15 protein-coding genes are annotated in these 15,565 nt (G+C 71.2%); 11 read left to right on the top strand and 4 right to left on the bottom strand.

Going from position 1 to position 15,565, the window contains the following annotated elements; all coding sequences use genetic code 11:
- Nucleotides 1-14 precede the first annotated feature (14 nt).
- From BLS95_RS17020 to BLS95_RS16995, 6 genes are all read left to right on the top strand, one after another.
- Nucleotides 15-848 (top strand): 2,3,4,5-tetrahydropyridine-2,6-dicarboxylate N-succinyltransferase, encoded by an 834-nt coding sequence (locus BLS95_RS17020; protein WP_090932264.1) that lies wholly within the window; start codon nucleotides 15-17, stop codon nucleotides 846-848.
- Nucleotides 848-1,903, top strand: coding sequence for a succinyl-diaminopimelate desuccinylase (dapE, locus tag BLS95_RS17015; protein ID WP_090932262.1), 1,056 nt, complete (start codon nucleotides 848-850; stop codon nucleotides 1,901-1,903). Before BLS95_RS17020 ends, dapE begins: the two co-directional genes overlap by 1 nt.
- 214 nt (nucleotides 1,904-2,117) lie before the next feature.
- On the top strand, nucleotides 2,118-2,915 hold the full coding sequence (locus BLS95_RS17010; protein WP_090932260.1) for an LOG family protein: 798 nt from the start codon (nucleotides 2,118-2,120) through the stop codon (nucleotides 2,913-2,915).
- A 10-nt stretch (nucleotides 2,916-2,925) separates the two neighbouring features.
- Nucleotides 2,926-3,510, top strand: coding sequence for an LOG family protein (locus BLS95_RS17005; RefSeq protein ID WP_090932258.1), 585 nt, complete (start codon nucleotides 2,926-2,928; stop codon nucleotides 3,508-3,510).
- 114 nt (nucleotides 3,511-3,624) lie between these two features.
- On the top strand, nucleotides 3,625-4,299 hold the full coding sequence (locus BLS95_RS17000; protein WP_090932256.1) for a hypothetical protein: 675 nt from the start codon (nucleotides 3,625-3,627) through the stop codon (nucleotides 4,297-4,299).
- A complete protein-coding gene (locus BLS95_RS16995; RefSeq protein WP_090932254.1) occupies nucleotides 4,296-4,847 on the top strand; it encodes a DNA-3-methyladenine glycosylase I in 552 nt (183 codons plus the stop codon). Before BLS95_RS17000 ends, BLS95_RS16995 begins: the two co-directional genes overlap by 4 nt.
- On the opposite strand, the gene BLS95_RS16990 is transcribed toward BLS95_RS16995, so the two are convergent.
- From BLS95_RS16990 to BLS95_RS16980, 3 genes are read right to left on the bottom strand one after another with little or no spacing between them, the layout of a single operon-like run.
- Nucleotides 4,807-7,065, bottom strand: a complete 2,259-nt coding sequence (locus tag BLS95_RS16990) for a polysaccharide lyase 8 family protein (RefSeq protein WP_090932251.1) — start codon at nucleotides 7,063-7,065, stop codon at nucleotides 4,807-4,809. The two genes, BLS95_RS16995 and BLS95_RS16990, sit on opposite strands and share 41 nt — an antisense overlap.
- Nucleotides 7,066-7,103: 38 nt before the next feature.
- Nucleotides 7,104-7,880 (bottom strand): enoyl-CoA hydratase-related protein, encoded by a 777-nt coding sequence (locus tag BLS95_RS16985; protein WP_090932249.1) that lies wholly within the window; start codon nucleotides 7,878-7,880, stop codon nucleotides 7,104-7,106.
- On the bottom strand, nucleotides 7,877-8,674 hold the full coding sequence (locus BLS95_RS16980; protein ID WP_218135814.1) for a PaaX family transcriptional regulator: 798 nt from the start codon (nucleotides 8,672-8,674) through the stop codon (nucleotides 7,877-7,879). The genes BLS95_RS16985 and BLS95_RS16980 overlap by 4 nt, the downstream gene beginning before the upstream one ends.
- Before the next feature lie 160 nt (nucleotides 8,675-8,834).
- Between BLS95_RS16980 and BLS95_RS16975 the strand changes: the two genes are divergently transcribed.
- Together BLS95_RS16975 and BLS95_RS16970 are read left to right on the top strand one after the other, a co-directional pair.
- Nucleotides 8,835-9,002 carry a DUF3117 domain-containing protein gene (locus tag BLS95_RS16975; protein ID WP_020545024.1) on the top strand — a complete coding sequence of 56 codons (168 nt, stop codon included), beginning with the start codon at nucleotides 8,835-8,837 and terminating at the stop codon, nucleotides 9,000-9,002.
- 79 nt (nucleotides 9,003-9,081) lie between these two features.
- Nucleotides 9,082-10,491, top strand: a complete 1,410-nt coding sequence (locus BLS95_RS16970; protein ID WP_176993232.1) for a leucyl aminopeptidase — start codon at nucleotides 9,082-9,084, stop codon at nucleotides 10,489-10,491.
- A gap of 125 nt (nucleotides 10,492-10,616) precedes the next feature.
- Here BLS95_RS16970 and BLS95_RS16965 read toward each other — a convergent pair whose 3' ends face one another.
- Entirely contained in the window at nucleotides 10,617-11,255 is a 639-nt protein-coding gene (locus tag BLS95_RS16965; protein ID WP_090932245.1) for an O-methyltransferase, read from the bottom strand.
- Between the two features lie 185 nt (nucleotides 11,256-11,440).
- Here BLS95_RS16965 and sigE point away from each other — a divergent pair, with 185 nt between their 5' ends.
- The 3 genes from sigE (at nucleotide 11,441) to BLS95_RS16950 (ending at nucleotide 14,971) form a co-directional block, all read left to right on the top strand.
- Nucleotides 11,441-12,073: an RNA polymerase sigma factor SigE gene (sigE, locus tag BLS95_RS16960; RefSeq protein WP_090932243.1), complete on the top strand. Its 633-nt coding sequence runs from the start codon at nucleotides 11,441-11,443 to the stop codon at nucleotides 12,071-12,073.
- Between the two features lies 1 nt (nucleotide 12,074).
- Nucleotides 12,075-12,599: an anti-sigma factor family protein gene (locus tag BLS95_RS16955; RefSeq protein WP_090932241.1), complete on the top strand. Its 525-nt coding sequence runs from the start codon at nucleotides 12,075-12,077 to the stop codon at nucleotides 12,597-12,599.
- A gap of 1,283 nt (nucleotides 12,600-13,882) precedes the next feature.
- Complete coding sequence (locus BLS95_RS16950) at nucleotides 13,883-14,971, top strand: S1C family serine protease (RefSeq protein WP_176993231.1); 1,089 nt, start codon at nucleotides 13,883-13,885, stop codon at nucleotides 14,969-14,971.
- Nucleotides 14,972-15,565 lie beyond the last annotated feature (594 nt).

The following is a 15,565-nucleotide window of genomic DNA, read 5'->3' as shown; positions in this document are numbered from 1 at the left end:
TAAGCTCCGTGGCCATGAGTCACGTGAGCACCTCGTCACCGATCTCCCCGGTCGTCGACGAGTTGTGGGAGCGCCGCGCGGAGCTGTCGCCGGCCGACGTAGAGGCACGCCACCTCGTGGTCAGTGCGGTGGACCTGCTCGACAGAGGGCAGGCGAGGGCCGCGCGCCTGGTCGACGGCGAGGTGGTCGTGGACGAGCGGGCCAAGCGGGCCGTCCTGCTCAGCTTCAAGGTGCTGGGCCTGGCCCGCACGCAGGTCGGGGACTTCCAGCACCAGGACAGGCACCCGCTGAAGAGCTCGTTCGACGGGGTGCGGGTGGTGCCGGGCGCGATCGCCCGCTGGGGCTCCTACCTGGCGCCGGGCGTGGTGCTGATGCCGTCGTTCACGAACATCGGCGCGTACGTGGACTCCGGCACGATGGTCGACACCTGGGCCACGGTCGGGTCCTGCGCCCAAATAGGGAAAAATGTTCATTTGTCCGGTGGCTCAGGCATCGGCGGCGTGCTGGAGCCGCCCACCGCCGTCCCGGTCGTCGTGGAGGACGACGTGCTGATCGGCAGCCGGGCGATGATCGTCGAGGGCGCCCGGGTAGGCCGGGGCGCGGTCGTCGGCGCTGGAACGATCCTGTCGGCGTCCATCCCGGTGATCGACGTCCAGACCGGGGAGGAGCTGGCCCGCGGCCGCGTCCCCGACTGGAGCGTGGCCGTCGGCGGCACCCGCCAGAAGGACTTCCCCGGCGGCACGTTCGGACTGCCGTGCGTGCTGGTGATCAAGCGCTTGGAGCCGGGGCAACGGCACGACAAGGCGGCGCTCAACGAGGTGCTGCGCGAACACGGAGTGAACACGTGATGCTTGATCTGACGCAGGACGTACGCGCGCTGACCGCCGCGATCGTGGACATCGAGTCGGTGAGCGGCGGGGAGCGGGCGCTGGCCGACGCGGTCGAGCGGGCCCTGACCGCGCTGCCGCACCTGAAGGTCGAACGGTCAGGGGAGACGGTCGTCGCCCGTACCGACCTCGGCGCGGCCGAGCGGGTGCTGATCGCCGGGCACCTCGACACCGTCCCGGTCGCGGACAACCTGCCCAGCCGGGTGGAGGGCGACCTCCTGTACGGGTGCGGCACCTCCGACATGAAGGCCGGCGTGGCGGTCGCGCTCAAGCTGGCGGCCACCCTGCCCGCCCCGAACCGGGACGTGACCTACGTCTTCTACGACTGCGAGGAGGTCGAGTCCGAGCGCAACGGTCTGACCAGGGTCGCCAGGGACCACCCCGGCTGGCTCGCGGCGGACTTCGCGGTGCTGATGGAGCCGACCGACGGCGTGATCGAGGGCGGCTGCCAGGGCACGCTGCGCGTCGAGGTCACCGTGCCGGGCAAGCGCGCCCACAGCGCCAGGTCGTGGTTCGGGGTCAACGCCATCCACGGGATCGAGCCGGTGCTGGCCCGGCTGAACGCCTACGAGGCGCGGCTGCCGGTGGTCGACGGGCTCGAATACCACGAGGGGCTGAACGCGGTGGGCGTGCGGGGCGGGGTGGCGGGCAACGTCATCCCGGACCTGTGCGTGGTGACCGTCAACTACCGCTTCGCCCCCGACCTGTCGATCGAGCAGGCTCAGGAGCACGTACGGGAGGTGTTCGACGGCTTCGAGGTCGGCTTCGTGGACGCCGCGCCCGGGGCCAGGCCGGGGCTGACGCACCCGGTGGCGGCCGCCTTCACCGCGGCCGTCGGCGGCACCCCGCGGGCCAAACTAGGCTGGACGGACGTCGCCCGGTTCTCCGCGCTGGGGGTTCCCGCCGTGAACTACGGGCCGGGCGATCCGAACCTGGCACACCAGCAGGGGGAATACGTCTCCCTGTCGAAGATCGTCGAGAGCGAGCGGGCCATGCTCGACTGGCTCTCCGCCTGAGCCCCGCTCGACCGACCCCCCACATGAAAGTGGCTTTCCTCGCCGGCCATTTGGCGGGGAAAGCCACTTTCAGTCCCGAGCAGCACCCTCGCCGATTAGACGCAGGCCGGCCGAAATCTGGTTCCCTGCAATTTCCAAGATTTTTCAGGAAGCCGCTTTCCCCCATCTACCAGGGGTTTCGCGGCAGTAAGCGAAGAGGACTAGCGTGACGCGCATGGAACATCCCCGTCCAGAACGCCGCCAAGGCCAGGCCGTCGTCCGTGGCAGCATGGTCCCCACCTCCACCCACGACGAGCGCCTGCTGGCCCGCCAGGGACCCTCCGACTGGGTGCACATGGACCCGTGGCGGGTGCTGCGCATCCAGGCCGAGTTCGTGGAGGGCTTCGGCCAGCTCGCCGAGCTTCCCCCGGCGGTCACGGTGTTCGGCTCGGCCCGCACCCCCGAGGGCTCGGCCGACTACCAGACGAGCCAGGCGCTCGGCCGGGCGCTGGCCGAGGCCGGCTACGCCGTGATCACGGGCGGAGGTCCCGGCATCATGGAGGCCGCCAACCGGGGCGCGCAGGAGGTGGACGGCGCGGTCTCGGTCGGGCTGGGCATCGAGCTGCCGTTCGAGCAGCGCATGAATGACTACGTGGACCTTGGCATCGAGTTCCGCTACTTCTTCGTGCGCAAGACCATGTTCGTCAAATACTCCTGCGGCTTCATCACGTTGCCCGGCGGCTTCGGCACGCTCGACGAGCTGTTCGAGGCGCTCACCCTCGTCCAGACGAACAAGGTCACCTCCTTCCCCGTGGTGCTGCTCGGCTCGGAGTTCTGGGGCGGGCTGCTCGAATGGATCAAGGCCACCCTGCTCGGCTCCGGCAAGATCGCCCCCCAGGACCTCGACCTGATCTCCGTCACCGACGACGTGGACGAGGCCGTGCGCATCATCGTGGACGCCGACCGGGCCCGCTCCAAGCAGCGCCAGGAGGAGCTGGAGGCCGCTGCGGCCCAGTACGCCGAGCCCCAATAGGCTGCCTCCCGTGAACATCTGCGTCTTCTGCGCTTCGAGCCAGCACATCGACCGGAAATACCTCGACCTGGCCGGACAGGTCGGCACCGAGCTCGCCAAGCGCGGCCACACCCTGATCAGCGGCGGCGCCAAGGTCTCCTGCATGGGCGCCGTCGCCTCGGCCGCCCGCGCCGCCGGCGGACGCACGATAGGCGTGATCCCGCAGGTCCTGGTGGACATCGAGGTCGCGGACGAGGAGTCGGACGAGCTGATCGTCACCCCCGGCATGCGCGAGCGCAAGGGCCTGATGGACGCCCGCTCCGACGCGTTCCTGGTGCTGCCGGGCGGCATCGGCACGCTGGAGGAGCTCTTCGAGATCTGGACCGCGCGAGTGATCGGCATCCACGACCGCCCCCTGGTGATCCTCGACCCCTGGGGCCTGTACGTCCCGCTCAGGCAGCTCGTGACCGGCCTGTACGACGAGGGCTTCACCCGCGCCGCCGCCTTCGACGCGATCTCCTGGACCACCACCGTCGAGGAGGCGTTCACCCACCTGGAGGCCCGCCCCCAGCCGGTCAGGCCGAGCGTCGCGGAACTCGGCGAGGCCACCGGCTGACGGCCCGCGCGGGCATCGTGACCTGCGCGGTCACCGTGCCCGCCGCGTCCGGAGACGCACCGGCCGCGGCAAGTGCGGGACCTCGTGCCCCAGTGGTGTGAGTACGATGCCAATGTGCTGGTCATACTCGCCATCGCCGCCATCGCCATCTTGGCGTGCGTGGTCCTGGTCTCGCTCGGTAGGGGCGGTGAGCTGACCGAGTTCCCGCCGGACGTGCCGCCTCTCGACCTGCCGGAGGCGGGGCAGCTCACGGCGGTCGACTTCATGGCGCTGCATCTGCCGGTCAACCTGGTCGGCTATCACACCGCCAGCGTGGACGAGACCCTGCGCAGGGCCGCCACCGCGATCAGCGTGCGTGACACCCGCATCGCGGTGCTGGAGCAGCGGGTCTCCGAGTTGCTGTCCAACCGGCTCTACGCGCGCCAGGAGGTCTACGCCGGGCCCGGGGCGGGGCTGCGTACCGACCACGAGCCCGAGGCCCCTGCCGCGCCCAGGGAGCTGTCTGAGGCGGGCGACCCCGTGACGGCGAGCGGCACGGCGGTCGACTGGGACGGCCACGTGGAGCTGAGCCACGCGCCGGAGGACCCGGAGTGGCGCGTGCCCCCGGGCGCCGACGTCGACGCGCGCGCCGAACCCCGGGACGACGGCCCCCCGGCCGAAAAGTCCGGCGAGCCCGAGGAGGAAGCCGAGCGCGACGACGAGGGTGCGACCGAGTCTGAGGACCGGGACGGGGACGGGCCCCGGAGTGCGGCCGCCACGGTGGGCAAGGACGGGGACGAGCGTTCGTGACCGAGTCCATCCGCTGCTCGTGGGCCACCGGCGGCGGTCCGATCTACCTCACCTACCACGACGAGGAGTGGGGCCGCCCGCTCAAGGGCGACGACGAGGTCTTCGAGCGGGTGGCGCTGGAGGCGTTCCAGTCGGGCCTGTCGTGGCTGACGATCCTGCGCAAGCGGGAAAACTTCCGCGCCGCGTTCGACCGCTTCTCCATCCCCAAGGTCGCCGCCTACACCGAGCAGGACGTGGAGCGCCTGCTCGGCGACGTCGGCATCGTCCGCAACCGCGCCAAGATCGAGGCGGCGATCAACAACGCCAGGGCGGCGCTCGACCTGCCGGACGGCCTGTCGGAGCTGGTGTGGAGCTTCGCCGACCCGGACGCGCCGGTGCCGAGGACGATGGCGGACGTGCCGGCCACCACCCCGGGCTCCAAGGCGCTGGCCAAGGAGCTGAAGCGGCACGGCTTCAGGTTCGTCGGGCCGACCACGGCCTACGCGTTGATGCAGGCCATCGGCCTGGTCAATGATCACCTCGAGGGCTGCGTGGCGCGTACACGTTGAGCTCGGCGGTGTGGGTGCGCCCGCGCGACCCGCCGAGCCGGAAGCTGACGGTGGGGTGCCTGCCCGGCTCCACGGTGACGGTGTCGTCGCACCGGGCGATGCCGCGTGCCGGGCGGTCGAGCGTGAGCCTCACGACGTCCACCGTCCAGCTCGGGTCGGCCACGGCCAGGGCGACGCGCTCACCGGTGCGCCGCATGAGCACCAGGCACGGCGCGTCGGCCCCCACGCCCGCCACCTCGGCCGGTCCCCAGAACGTGGCCGCCATCAGCGAGCCCGTCCGCACGGCCTGCACCCGCGGGGTGTTGACCAGCACCCGCACCGGTCGCCGGCCGCGGTAGGCCCGGGTCCGCTCGCGGGTGGCGTTCGGCAGCACGATGTAGGTGTAGGACTCGTCCACGGGGCCGCGGCCGTGGTCGAACCAGAACGTCACGTAGCGCCGCGTGACCGGGTCGCGGGCGCCGGCGGTGTCGTCGTCCGTGTTGATGTCGCTCCACCGGCCCGTACGCGTCTCCACGACGGCGTGCGCCCCGTCGAACACGTAGCCGCCCACGCCCGGCAGATGCGCCCAGCCGTCCCCGAAGTACGGCTCCGCGTCCGTGGCCCGGTTTTCCACCACGGTCTCGATGACGCGGCCGTCGAGGCTGGTGATGCCGCTGCCGAGCGCCACTACGGCGTTGTCCAGGAAATACCACGACTTGCGCGCCCGCAGGGTCACGCCGTCGCCGAGGAGCTCCATGGCGGCGGCGCCGTAGCGGCCGTCGAGCACCGCGCCCCCGGCCACCGCGTTGGCCGGGCGGTGGGCGCGGAAGGACAGGTTCTCCCGGGCGCGGGTGTCGACCGTGATCCCGGGCAGCCGGCGCGGGTCCACCGTCGGCCAGAAGTCCGTGCCGAAGTGGCCGGGGTCGCCGGCGTAGAGGTAGGTCATGCCGTCGCCGGTGTACCAGCCGTGCGGGTTCTCGCCGTTGATCGCCTCGTAGGCGGCGATGCGCCGCGAGGACATGCTGACCGCGAACGACCAGCCGGGCCGCCGGTGCACGACCCGGTCCATCGAGGGGAACACGAAGTGCCCGACGGGCCCGGGCGCGGCCTCCAGCGTCTTGTCGTCCAGCACGGCGATCGCCCGCCGCGTCTCCGGCACGTCCGCGTGGTCCAGGTAGGGACGCGCCCCGCCACGTTCGATCCACCCCTTGGCCAGCTCCTTGAACCGCCTCGCGTACGGCTCCTCCGCGCTCTGCGCGAGCAGCAGCACGGCCCCGGTCGCGGCGTGCCCGGCCACGCTGTCGGAGAACGCCTGCCGCGTGACGGCCCGCCCCCTGACCGTGTCCATCAGCAGCCCGTCGTGCACGAACGGGGCGAAGGAGCCCTCCACCGCGTCCAGCACCACCCGCCGCCCCGGGTCGGTCACCTCCCACGGCGATCCGCGCAGCAGCGCGAGCGTCTGGGCGACCGCTGTGAGCAGGGACAGGCCGTAGGAGCCGGTGTAGGCGACGTCGCCGTGCTGGATGAACGAGCCGTCGCGGTGGAAGCCGTCACCGGACTCCACGTAGCCGAACAGGCTGTGCCGGCCGCCGCCACGCACGTCCGAGAGGCCGTCGCGGGCCTGCGCGAGCTTGCCGGAGCTGCGCCCTGCCACCCCGCGGAAGGCCACGATGGCGGCCTTGTCGGCCCGGTTCGCACCGCTCTCGCCGGCCTCCGGATTGCCCGCCCGGCAGTCGGCGTCCGGGCAGAACCGGTCGATCGCCGCCAGGTATGAGCCCAGCCTGCCCGCGTCGAGCCGGTCGCCGAGCAGCACGCACGTGCGCGACAGCTCGGCCGGCGTGCCGATTTCCCAGAACCACCAGTTGCCCGTCTCGGGGAGGTGCTCGTTGTAGTGGCGGTCGTGGAGCAGGTCGAGCGCGTCCAGCACCTTCGCCACGACGGCGTCGTCACCGTGCAGTGCGGTGCCCGGTGTGGCCCAGGCCGTGACGATCAGGCGCAGCCGGGCGTAGCTGCCCGTGACGTTGCCAGGACGGCCTTCGAGCGGCAGGTCGGGCCACAGGGCGGCGGGGATGAGCTGGGCCAGCCAGTCCGCCGCCGTCGTGCTCAGCCTGGCCAGCGGCCCGGCGTAGGCCGGGTCGCCGACGTCGATCGCGCCGCCGGTGAGCAGGTCGACGGCGGCGGCGCGCAGGGCCTCGAAGTCGTGCGGGGCGGGCGCGAGTGAGGCGTCGGAGTGCTGCATGGCGCCAGGAATATCGCATCCGGAGCGTCGTGGGTCCGTTACTCGCCGTTGAAGGTGGGGCGTTCTTTGTTGAGGAAGGCATGCGTGGCGTTCAGGTGATCCCTGGTGGCCACGCAGGCGTCCTGGAGGTCGGCCTCCACGGCCAGGGAGTCGGGCAGCGAGTGCGTCGCGGAATAGGCCAGCGCCCGCTTGGTGGCGGCGTAGGCCAGGGTGGGGCCGTGCGCGAGGCGTACCGACAGCTCGTGGGCGGTCTTCAGCAGGTCGTCGGCCGGGACCACACGGGTGACCAGTCCCAGCTCCAGCGCGCGGGCCGCGTCGAGCGGCTCGCCGAGCAGCAGCAGCTCGGCGGCGCGGCCCTGGCCGACCAGGCGCTGCAGCGTCCACGAGGCGCCCGAGTCGGGGGCCAGGCCGATGCCCGCGAACGCCAGCGCGAACTTGGCCTTCTCCGAGGCGATCCGCAGGTCGCAGGCGAAGGCCAGGGACGCGCCCGCGCCGGCGGCGACGCCGTTGACCGCGGCCACCACCGGCTTGGCCATGGTGGCGATCAGCTCGACGACCGGGTTGTAGTGCCGCCGGACGGTGTCGTCCAGGCCGCGGCCCGCCTCCAGGTTGTCGGCGTGCTGGCGCAGGTCCTGACCGGCGCTGAAGGCCCGGCCCGAGCCGGTGAGCAGCACGGCCCTGACCTCGCGGTGGCCCGCCGCGCGGCGCAGCGCGTCGAGCAGGGCCTGCTTGGTCTCGACGGTCAGCGAGTTCATGGCGTCGGGGCGGTCGAGGGTGATGGTGGCGACGGCTTCGGCCACGTCATAGCGGATCAATTCAACTCCCTGTCGACGAACGCGGCGGCTGCGGGCAGCAGCCGGGCGGCCTCCTGCTCGAAGTAGGCCCTGGCCTTCTCGCCGGGCCAGCCCGCGGGCAGCAGCTCGGGCGGCAGGCCGGGGTCGCGGAACAGGAAGTTGCGCCAGCCGTGCACCAGCCTGCTCCGTGTGGCGAACACCTGGTCCGCCGGTGCTCCCTCGGGCAGCGTGCTGATCAGCGTGACAGCGTCGGCGTGCCAGTGCTCATACGCCTCGCCGATGGCGGTCAGATCCCATGCCCGGGAGACCAGCTCGCGCGGATCGCCTTCGAGAGCCGCGTCGAACCTGTCGGCCCGCACCTCCTCGGCTTCGAGCAGATTGTCCAGCTCGATCGACGAGCGTGGACCGATCCACGTCGTCTCTGACAGCGACGCGTAGCCGAGGAACGTCAGGTCGGCCCTGAGGCGTTCGCGGCGTGGCCGTTCACGCACCGGCTCCAGCACGATGACGTGCCAGCGGCCGTGCCAGGTGAGCGCGCCGGCTCGGTAAATTCTCAGTGCGGCCTCGTCCAGCCGCCTGACGCACTTCGGCGTGACCCCGTAGCCGGCTCCCTGCGGAAGCCGGATCGGCCGCAGCCAGCCTTGTCTCACCATCCGGGAAACCGCCGTGCGCACGGCGGGAGCGGCGATTTCCAGTGGTTTCATAAGTCTGACGAGCGCGGCGACGGACGCCTGCCCACCCCGGGAACGCAGGTGGTCTCCATAGAGGTCGAACAGAGCGGCGCGAGCGTGCACGGAGTCCAGTTTGGCCGCCATCTCCTGGCTCGACAACGCATTCTGGGAGGAGATCGTTACCCATGAGCGCTCTCGATGCGGGAGAATAGGACATCACAGAAGACGTGAATGCGCCGACCGCCCCCCACGGGAGGTCGGAAATCGCGGGCCGCGGGAGCCCAAGGCAGGAAGGGATGCACGCATGGCGGCGATGAAGCCGCGGACCGGCGATGGTCCGCTCGAGGTCACCAAGGAAGGGCGCGGCATTGTCATGCGGGTCCCCCTCGAAGGTGGCGGCCGGCTCGTCGTGGAGATTTCCGCCGACGAGGCGAAGGCGCTCGGCGAGGCGTTGAAAAACGTCGTCGGCTGAGAGCTCCCGAGAGACACTTGTTTGTACGACCCTGGCGTAGTCCGGCGCCAGGGTCGCTGATGTTCGAGGAGATGTTTCCGTGCCCATTGAGACCACTGCGACGGTGGTCGCCGAAGTTCCCGACGACGCCGAGCTGCTTGCCGTTCCCTACGCCGCCGATCTCAACCCCGCACACGCGATCGAGTTGCACCTGCCGGTGCCCGACCTGCTGGCGCTCTACGAGGCCAAGGGGGAGGCGGGGGAGATCGTCGACGTTCCGGTGGCGCGGGCCGGTGGCGCGGGCCGCGTGCTGCTCTACGGCGTGGGCGACGGTTCCCCCGGCGCCCTGCGCAAGGCGGCCGCCGCTCTCACCCGCAGGGCCAAGGGCCGGGAGGCGCTGACCGTGGTGGTGCCGGCCGGCGACCACGCGGTGTTCGCGGAGGCGGCGCTGCTGGCCGCCTACTCCTTCAAGATCGGCGAACCGGGCAAGCAGACCGTGCGGTCGCTGGTGCTGGTGGGCGCGGACGAGGAGCAGGTGCGGCGGGCAAGGACCGTCTCGCGGGCGGTCGCCCTCACCCGTGACCTCACCAACACGCCCTCCTCCGTCAAGAACCCTGCCTGGCTGGCCGAGCGCGCCGCCGAGCAGGGAGTGGCCGTCCGGGTGTGGGACGAGGAGCAGCTGCGGGCCGACGGGTTCGGCGGCATCCTGGCCGTCGGGCAGGGCTCGGCCAGCCCGCCCCGCCTCATCCAGCTCTCCTACACGCCCGCCGAGCCGGCCGAGCGCCACGTGGTGCTGGTGGGCAAGGGCATCACGTTCGACTCGGGCGGGTTGTCGCTCAAGCCGAACGAGGGCATGAAGGCGATGAAGACCGACATGGCGGGCGGGGCCGTGGTGATCGCGGTGCTCGGCGCGCTGGCCGAGCTGGGGGCGCCGGTGCGGGTCACCGGCCTGGTCGCCGCCGCCGAGAACATGCCCTCCGGCACCTCCCAGCGTCCCAGCGACGTCATCAAGCACTACGGCGGTCGCACGGTCGAGGTGCTCAACACCGACGCGGAGGGCCGGCTCGTGATGGCGGACGCGCTCGCGTACGCCGACGCCGAGCTCGACCCCGACGCGGTCGTGGACATCGCCACGCTCACCGGGGCGATCAGCATCGCGCTCGGCCGCAGCATCGGCGCCGTCTACTCCTCCGACGACGTGCTGGCCAAGCAGCTCGTGGAGGCGGGGCAGGCCAGCGACGACCGGCTGTGGCGGATGCCGCTGATCGACGACTACGTGCCCGCGCTGGAGTCGTCGATCGCCGACATGACCAACGTCGAGTCCGGGTCCAGGTATGGCGCGGGGTCGATCACGGCGGCGCTGTTCCTGCGGGAGTTCGCGGGCAAGCGGCCGTGGGCGCATCTCGACATCGCCGGGGTGGGGCGCAGCATGGCCGACGAGGGCACGCAGAGCAAGGGCGCCACCGGGTTCGGCGTGCGCCTGCTGCTGGAGTGGCTCACCCGGGCCTGACGGCCCGTGTGACGACCGCGTGAGTCCCCCTTGGCTCTCCCGCTCGGGCTCTCCGGAGCCCGGCTCTAGCGGCTCGGGCTCTAGCGGGCTCGGCTCTAGCGGCTCGGGCTCTAGCGGGCTCGGCTCTAGCGGGAGACCTTGATGGCGGCCAGCAGGCCGTCGCCCAGGGGCATGAGCACCGAGCGCAGCCGGTCGTCCGACTGCACCAGCTTGGTCACCTCGCGCAGCGCGACCGTGTCGGAGTCGCGTTGCGCGGGGTCGGCCACGCGGTTGTGCCACAACATGTTGTCGAAGGCCACGATGCCGCCCACGCGGAGCAGCCGGACCGCCTCGGCCAGATAGTCGGCGTATTCCTGCTTCGCGCCGTCGGCGAACACCATGTCGTAGCCGCCGTCCGACAGCCGCGGCAGCACGTCGAGCGCCCGGCCGGAGATGAGCCGCACCCGCCCGCCGGAGAAGCCCGCCTCGGCGAACGCCAGCCGGGCCAGCCGCTGGTGCTCGGGCTCGACGTCGACGCTCGTCAGAGTGCCGTCCGTACGCATGCCGCGCAGCAGCCACAGACCCGAGACGCCGCATCCCGTGCCGATCTCGACCACGGATTTGGCGTTCACGGCGGTGGCCAGGAAGCAAAGCGCAGCCCCACCGCCGGGAAGGATAGGCGTGGCCCCCACCTCCAGCGCGCGCTGACGCGCCGCGTGCAGGATCTCATCCTCCTGATGGAACTGCTCCGCATAGGCCAGAGTGGCCTCCACCGGACTGGTCATCGGCCTCCTCCCCCCACTTTCGTGCGATCGTCGCAAAAGGTCATACACGTGATTGGCACCGATCGCAGCCTAGGGGAGACACGCCGGGACGGGAACTCAAGAGGGTCCTAAGGCGTTGCAGGTTTAAACGGGCTTTGCCGGTCCGGAAGGCAGTCAGTGCGCACGAAGGGACGAAACCAGGCACTATGGCGGTAGCGGTGGTCCCAGAGAGAGGAGTTCTGGTGGACGAAAGCGACCACCAGGCGGATACTCCCGTGTCGTCTGACTGGACTCCTCCCACATGGGAGGAAGTGGTGCGGACTCACTCCGCACGCGTGTATCGACTGGCATACCGGCTGACCGGCAACGTCCACGATGCCGAGGACCTCACCCAGGAGGTCTTCGTACGGGTCTTCAGGTCGCTGTCGAGCTACACCCCCGGCACGTTCGAGGGGTGGCTGCACCGGATCACGACCAACCTGTTCCTCGACATGGCGCGGCGCAAGCAGCGCATCCGCTTCGAGGGGCTGGCCGACGACGCCGCCGAGCGGCTTCGCGGTCGCGAGCCGTCACCGGCGCAGGCGTTCGACGACGCCCACTTGGAGCCCGACATCCAGGCCGCCCTCGATTCGCTGGCCCCCGAGTTCCGGGCCGCGATCGTGCTGTGCGACATCGAGGGCCTGTCCTATGAGGAGATCGCGGCCACGCTCGGCGTCAAGCTGGGTACGGTCCGAAGCCGTATTCACCGTGGCCGGGCGCAGTTGCGGGAGGCGCTCGAACATCGAGCCCCCCGTAATACCCAACTCCCCCCGACCGTGATCCGTGGGGAGGAAGTCTGATATGGCTCATCTTGGAGAACGCGTTTCGGCGCTCGTCGACGGCGAGCTCAGTCACACCGATCGCGAACGCGCGCTGGCGCACCTGACCTTCTGCGCTGACTGCAGGCGAGAGGTCGAGTCGATGCGGGCGCTGAAGTCGCGCCTGCGCTCGCTCGACGGCCCCGCGATGCCTGCCGACCTGACGATGTCCCTGCTCCGGATGGCGGAGCCGGGAGGGCCGCTGCCGCCGAGGGAGCGCCCTTTTCCCTCCCGCACGTTCGGTGGGGTGCCCATCCCTGGGCCGCACAGCATCGCCCCGCTGGACAACCGCCCGCGCAGGGACGCGACCGGTGGTGGCTCAGGCCCTGGACGGGCTAGCCGCAGGCGCACGACCTATGTCGCGGTGGGAGTGGTCTCGGCCGCGGTCGCGCTGGGCACCTTCTTCGCCGCCAGCGGCGTCGGCCAGACCAACCCGGCCCCGCCCGTGGAGCTGTTCCAGCAGGCTCGCACCTCACCGACGAGCGCACCTTCGACCGCCACGCCTTGATGCCCTGGTATGCCGGGGTCACTCGGATTGGCGTAGTCAGCGGTGCGCGGGGCATACGATCTGGGTTCGGGATTTGTCATAGGCGATTCCTGACAAATGCTTTATGACCCTCGTATGCCGCAGGGGCGACGATTGCGGTGGCCGAGTCAAGGAGTGGTGAGACTTACATGACCGACGAGACGCGGCCCACCGAAGGACGCACGCCGTCGGACTCCCCCGAACCACAGGGGCGACCGGACTTCCTGCCCGCGGAGCACTCCTCCGAACAGCCAGGCCGGCGCCCTGAACCGCCTGCCTCGTTCGGCACGTCGTGGGGTGACCCGTCGGGCCGTTCCGAGGGGGCGGGCCCGCCACCGTACGCATCCGGCGCCTCGCCCCAGCCCGGTTTCTTCCCCGCCCCCAACGACTCCCCGGCTCCCGGCAACCCTCCACGGACCGACGCCTTCCCGATCCCCGGCGGCCCCTCGCAGCCAGGCTCTTTCCAGCCGGCAGGCAACCCGCCGCAGCCCGGTCCCTCCTACGGCCCGCCAGGCGACGACGGCACGACGCAGTCCGGGCCGCTCTATGGCGGGTCGGCGTTCGGCTCGCCGGACGGCGGCCCACGCTCCTACGAGGGTCCCTCGTTCGGTCCACCGGACGGCGGGGCCCGTTCGTATGAGAGCCCGTCGTCCGAGCGCCCCTCCTTTGACACCCCCTCCTTCTCCTTCGACCCCCCGTCGTTCGAACGCCCGCCGTCTGACACCGCGTCATCTGACAGCCCGTCCTTCGAACGCCCGCCGTCTGACAGCCTGTCCTTCGAACGCCCGCCATCTGACACGCCGTCCTTCGAACGGCCGTCGTTCGGGGCCCCCGACGGTGGCGGCGCGAAGCCCTTCGAGGGCCCTCCGTTCGGCTCCCCGGACAGCGGCGCGCGGCCCTTCGAGAGTCCTTCCTTCGGTTCGCCGGACGGCGGCGCGCGGCCCTTCGATGGTCCCTTTTTCGGTGGCCAGTCGTCCCCTGAGACGCCTGGCGGCCCTTCCGGCGGGTCCGGCGGTTCTCCTTCGGGCGGTCCTTTCGGCGGGCCGCCCAGTGGTCCGCTGGGCGGCCCGTTCGGAGGTTCCCGTGGCGGACCTGCTCTGCCGCCGCCCCCGCCGCCGCAGCAGGCGCTCGGCATGGGAGCGGGCTGGGCGCCACCGCCCACGGGGTCACACGGCCCGCATGGCCTGGGTGGTACACACGTCGCGGAACGGCGACGCCCACCGGGCACCGGCGCGCTCGTCACGATCGCCGCGCTCATCGCCGTCGTGGCCTCGATCCTCGGAAGTGTCGGCACCTACCTGCTCACCAGACCGAGCAGCTCCGGTAACGACCCGAACTACAGCCTGGGCCCCGTGCCCACGGGCGCGACCAACCGGGACCCCGACTCGGTGGCGGGCGTGGCGTCGCGCGTCCTGCCCAGCGTCGTCTCGATCGAGGCCGGAAACAGCACCAGCACCGAGGGTGCGTCGGGATCCGGCTTCCTGATCAAGGACGGTTACGTGGTGACCAACAACCACGTGGTCGCCGTGGCCGCCCAGGGCGGTGAGATCCGGGTCATGTTCAGCAACCGCAAGACCACGACGGCCCGCATCGTCGGCCGCGACCCGGGCTCCGACCTGGCCGTGATCAAGCCGGAGGAGTCGTTCGGGACCCCGGTGGCCACCCTCGGCAACTCCGACCAGGTCGTGGTCGGCGACCCGGTCATCGCCATCGGCTCCCCGCTGGGCCTGACGGGCACGGTGACCACCGGCATCGTCAGCTCGCTCAACCGCCCGGTCATCGCGGGCGACGAGACCGGCGCCAGCAACGAGGAGCCCGCCTACATCAGCGCCATCCAGACCGACGCCGCCATCAACCCGGGCAACTCGGGCGGGCCGCTGGTGAACGGCAGGGGTGAGGTCGTCGGGGTCAACTCGGCCATCGCCACGCTGAGCCGTTCGGTCAACAGCCAGAGCGGCAGCATCGGCCTGGGCTTCGCGATCCCGGTCAACCAGACGCGGCGGGTGGCGGAGGACCTCATCACCACCGGCAAGGCCAAGCGCCCCAAGATCGGCATCGTCCTGGACAGGGAATACCGGGGCCAAGGCGTGCGCATCGCCTCGGAGCCCGCCGGCGGGCAGCAGCCGGTGGACGCCAAGGGGCCGGCGGGCAAGGCCGGGCTGAAGGCGGGCGACGTGATCCTTGAGATGGACGGGCTGGCGCTGCAGGACGGGAACGAACTGATCGCCCTGATCCGCAGCAAGTCCCCGGGCGCCAAAATCATCATCAAGTACCAGCGCGCGGGCCAGGAACACACCGCCACCCTGACCGTCGTCGCCGACGAGGACCCCACCCCAACCCCGTCCCCAACCTGATCCCTCCACGACGCCCACAACTCCGCACAGGCTTACGGCCTCACACGGGCTTGCGGCTTCGCACGGGGTGAAGGGCTTCCAGTTTTTACGGCCAGCACGGTGGGCTCCACCCACCGTCGCTGGTCACCCACATTCCAGGGTGACGCTTACCGACCTCCCCGCTTCCCCACCGCAACGGCCGGGCACGACCGCCTGGGTGGTAAACCATGGGCCTCCAAGGCGGACGGCCAAGCGATGGGCTGCTGGAGGCGGGAGAGGCGTAGGCCGCCCCGCCGACCCCGCCGGTTAGCCGTGCCTGAGGGTTAGCCGTGCTCCCCGCATTAGCCGTGCCCCGCGTAAGCGCTGCACCTCGTGCTGGCCCTGCTCCCGGGGTTAGCCCTGCCCCGCCCGTTAGCTCTGCCCGCGTTAGCCCTGTGCCAGGCGTTAGCTGTGGCCCTGTGGTTAGCGCTGCGCCACCAGTGAGCGCTGCGCCGCCCGTTAGCTTGGCCCCCCGGGGTTAGCTCTGCGCCGGTCGTTAGCCTGGTTAGCCGCCCCCGCGTTAGCCCTGGCTGGGCGTTGGCCTTGCGCCAGCGTTAGCTGTGGCCCGCAGGTTAG

This window comes from Nonomuraea jiangxiensis, assembly GCF_900099965.1.
Classification (GTDB): domain Bacteria; phylum Actinomycetota; class Actinomycetes; order Streptosporangiales; family Streptosporangiaceae; genus Nonomuraea; species Nonomuraea jiangxiensis.
The sequence above is the reverse complement of the archived record's forward strand: the minus strand, read 5'-3'. Positions and strand labels throughout refer to the sequence as shown.